The 4,495-nt window shown below is 64.9% G+C and carries 1 protein-coding gene; it reads right to left on the bottom strand.

Translation table 11 applies throughout. From position 1 onward, the window contains the following. The coding region (locus HMPREF2886_RS08400; protein WP_139148396.1) for a non-ribosomal peptide synthetase at positions 1–4,495 on the bottom strand (4,495 nt) is incomplete at both ends.

Genomic DNA, 4,495 nt, shown 5'->3' with positions numbered 1-4,495 from the left:
CTTCAGCACTTCACGCAGGGCGCCGCGCTTCTCGTCCTCCAGCGCCCCGACATCCTGCGGCACCACGTAGCCCAGCAACTGCTGGCCGCTCGCACCGTCGGCGGCCAGCACCACCGCTTCGCGCACGCACTCCTGCTCCAGCAGGCGCGCTTCGATCTCACCCAGCTCGATGCGGAAACCCCGGATCTTCACCTGGTGGTCGACACGCCCCAGGTAGTCCACCAGCCCATCGGCACGTGCCCGGGTCAGGTCGCCGCTGCGATAGACCCGCTCGCCGTTGCCGTACGGATCCGGGACGAAACGCTCGGCCGTCAGCGCCGGCCGGTCCAGGTAACCCCGCGCCACACCTTCTCCACCCAGGTAGAGCTCACCGGCCAGACCCAGCGGCAGCAGGTCCAGGTCCGCGCCCAGTACATAGGCCCTGCGACGTCCCAGCAAGGTACCGATAGGTGCGTAAGCCGCACCGCACGGATCCTGCGGACGCGCCTTCCACAACAAGGGCGTGACCACCGTCTCGGTCGGTCCATAGCCGTTGAACAGGTAGTCCGGGCGCAGGCTTTCCCAGGCCAGCTCGTAGCTGGCCTGCGGCACCGCGTCACCGCCGAAGCAGTACACCCGCACCGGCGGCGGGTTGCCGTCACGCTCGGCATGCTCGGCCAGTTGCTGCAGGTACACCGGCGGAAAGACCCCGATGGTCACACCGTGACGATGCATCTGCGCATAGGTCTCCTCCGGCAGCCAGATACTGTCGTCGCGCACCAGCACCCGCGCTCCGTTGATCAACGGGTGCATCCAGCCTTCATGAGCACCGTCGAAGGCGAACGACATGAAATGCAGCTCGCAGTCCGCCGGGCTCGTCTCGTAGCGCTCGCCGGTCGCACGGATATGCGACACCAGCGGTCCGTGGGATACCGCCACGCCCTTGGGCAGGCCGGTCGAACCAGAGGTGTAGATCACGTAGGCCAGGTTTTCCTCGGCCAGATCGACCTCCGGCGCACCCTCCGGACGATCCTGCCATTCTCCCGGATCGTCCACCGCCAGGCTCGCCAGGCCGGCGGGCAACGGCAGACGCTCGAGCACGTCGCGCTGGGTCAGCACCAGCGCCGCGCCGCAATCCTCCAGCATGTAGCGCAGGCGCTCGGCCGGATAGGCGATGTCCAGCGGCACGTAGGCGCCGCCGGCCTTGAGTACGGCCAGGAACGCCACCATGATCTCCGCCGAACGGCGCATGGCGATGGCCACCCGCACCTCCGGACCCACGCCCAGTTCCACCAGGCGCTGGGCCAGGCGGTTGGCCTGGCTGTCGAGTTCGCCATAGCTCAGCCGCTGCTCGCCGAACAGCACCGCAATCGCCTCCGGCGCTCGACGCGCCTGCTCCGCGACCAACTGGTGGACGAACGGCCGGCTCGGATAGTCCTCACCGGTCTGGTCCCAGCGCGCCAGCAGCAGGTCCCGCTCGGAACGATCCAATAGCGGCAACTCGCCAAGACTCCGGTTTGCGTCCTGGCAGATCGCCTCCAGCAAATTACGCCAATGGGTTGCCAGCCGTTCCACGGTGACCGCATCCAGGTGCAAACGGTCGTAGCTATAGTGGATGGTCAGCGTCTCGCCCATGTTCACGGCCAGGGTCAGCGGGTAGTTGGTCTGTTCTCGACTCACCACCTCACCAAAGCGCAATCCTGCCGGCGCTCCTTGTTCCAGGGCCTCCGATACGGGGTAGTTCTCGAATACCAGCAGACTGTCGAACAAGGACTCACCACCCTGTCCGGCCCAACGCTGCACCTCGAACAATGGCGTGTGCTCATACTCACGCAAGGCCAGGTTGCGCTCTTGCACCATGGCGACCCAATCGACCACGCTCAGGTCCGCGCGCGGACGGCAAATGACCGGCAGGGTATTGATGAACAACCCGATCTGCTGCTCGATGCCGGATAGCTCCATCGGCCGGCCGGCCACCGTGGCGCCGAAGCACACCGTTTCCTGTCCAGTATAGCGTTGCAAAAGCAGCAGCCAGGCCGATTGCACCAGGGTGTTCAGGGTCACTCGTTGGGCGCGGGCAAAGGCATCCAGCCGTCGGGTCTGCTCCGCGTCGAACAGTTGATAGTGATCGCCGTAACCATCAGCCACTGGTTTGACCTGACCAGCAAGCGCCTGCATCAGCCGCGTAGGTGCATCGAGCTCGGCGAGTTGCTCCTTCCAGAAACGCCCGGCGGCATCCTGATCCTGACGTTGCAGCCAGGCGATATAGTCGCGATAGCGCCCCGCCAGCGACGCCGGCAAGCGACCCGCATACCGCTCCAGCACCTCGCCGAGCAAGCGCGAGCCACTCCAGCCGTCCATCAGAATGTGATGGTTCGTATAGACCAGATGATGTCGACCTTCGCCCGCGCGAATAACCGCGATCCGCAACAACGGCTCCCTGGTCAGGTCGAACCCCTTGCGCCGCACGTCTTGCGCATACGACTCCAGCGCCTGCTCAAGGTCCTCTCGCGCACTCCAGTCGAAAACCTCGAAGGGCAGCCGCACCTGCTTGTGGATCAGTTGCAGCGGCCGCTCCAGGTCCGTCAGTATGTTGGCCCGCAGCACCTCGTGACTGGCGATGGTCGCCAACCAGGCCTGGTGGAAAGCCTCGACGTCCAGTCCTTCCACGTCCACTCGCATCTGGTTGACGTAGTCGCTTCCGCCCTGCTCGTACAGGGAGTGGAAAAGCATCCCCTGCTGCATTGGCGACAGCGGATAAAGGTCGGCGATCTCGCCTGCCGGAACTGGCAAAGCGTCAAGTCCGGCCTGGTCGAGGTTCGCCAAGGGAAAGTCCGATGGTGTCACGCCACGGTTGCGCTCCTGGCAGCAATGTTCCACAAGAGTCTGGAGCTCCCGTCCGTACTCATCCGCGAGCGCCTGTATGGTCTGCTCGTCGAACACTTCCCGGCTGAAGGTCCAGCCCAGGCTCAGCTCGCCGTCGTAGACCCGCCCGTCGACGCTCAGCAATGCGCCCAGAGGCGCCTGCTCGTCCATGACCGCACCACCATCCTCCCGGGCCGGCGCGAACAATCCGCGTTGCTCATCGAAGCTGCCATCGAACTGGCCTAGATAGTTGAAGACGATCTCGCCTTCCGGCAACGTTTCGAGCGTTCTGCGGGCCTCGGCGCTTCCCAGGTAGCGCAGTAGGCCGTAGCCGATCCCCCTGGAAGGAATCGCGCGCAGCTGTTCCTTGATGGCCTTGACCGAGTCGGCCAGGTTCTGCCGGGGGCTGAGGCGCACTGGATAGAGGCTGGTGAACCAGCCAACGGTACGGGTCAGGTCGATATCCTCGAACAAGTCCTCGCGCCCATGACCCTCCAGGCGGACCAGAACCTCCGCCCGCCCGCTCCAGCGACAAACCACCCGTGCCAGCGCTGTCAGCAGCAGATCGTTGACCTGTGTGCGGTAGGCTGCTGGCGCCTCCTGCAGCAAGCGACGGGTCGTCTCGCGCGGCAACCGGGTATCAGCGTGGGCAACATGCCTTTGCTGACGGCCACCTTCGGGACGCTCGCAAGGCAGATCCGTGCTCACGCCCTCCAGCGCCTGTCGCCAATAACAAAGCTCACGCTCGACGGCTTCGCTGCTGGCATGCTCCTTCAGGCGATCGGCCCAAGCCTTGAACGAACTGGTTTTCGCCGGCAAGTTCGGCGCCTGTCCAGCCTGTAGGCTCTGATAGGCCTGTTGCAGGTCTTCCAGCAGGATTCGCCAGGAAACGCCGTCCACCACCAGGTGATGAACGACCAGCAAGAGCCGCTGGCTGCCATCGGGCAAATCGGCCAGCAGCACTCGCAGCAAAGGCCCATGTTTCAGATCCAAGCTGCGTTGTGCCGCCTCGACGACCTCCGAAAGGTCGCCGTCAGCCAACTGACGCACCCATAGCACATCTTCCGCACACGCGGCAGGATCGAACGCCGCCTGCCACTCTTCGTCCACGCCGTCGAAACGCAATCGCAAGGCATCATGACGGGAAACGACGGCCTGTAACGCTTCTCTCAACAGAACAGGCTCGAGAGAATCTGCCGGCGCCAGCAACAGAGACTGGTTCCAGTGATTGCGCTGGGGAATCGCCTCGGCGAAGAAGCGCCGTTGCACCGGAGTCAGCGGCATCGATCCGCTGACTGGGCCCTGGTCGACCGCTAACGCCGGCGCGAAGCGTGCGACCGAAGCCACGCCTTGCACGGTCTGGTGCTGGAACAGATCCTTGGGGGTGAACTGGATACCCGCCTGGCGAGCTCGGCTCACCACCTGCAGGGAGATGATCGAGTCTCCGCCCAGCTCGAAGAAGTTGTCGGTCAGCCCGACCCGCTCCAGCTTCAGTACCTCCGCCCAGATCGCCGCCAGTTGCTGCTCCAGGTCCGTCTCCGGTGCGGCGTAGACCTGCTGGCTGTCGCCGGCTTCCGGCGCCGGCAGCGCCTTGCGGTCCAGCTTGCCGTTGGGCAGCAGCGGCAGCGCCGCCAGGAACACCCACTGGGTC

Origin of the sequence: Pseudomonas sp. HMSC066A08 (assembly GCF_001813025.1) — a bacterium.
Lineage (GTDB): Bacteria > Pseudomonadota > Gammaproteobacteria > Pseudomonadales > Pseudomonadaceae > Pseudomonas > Pseudomonas aeruginosa.
This window is presented reverse-complemented; position numbering and strand designations above follow the sequence as displayed.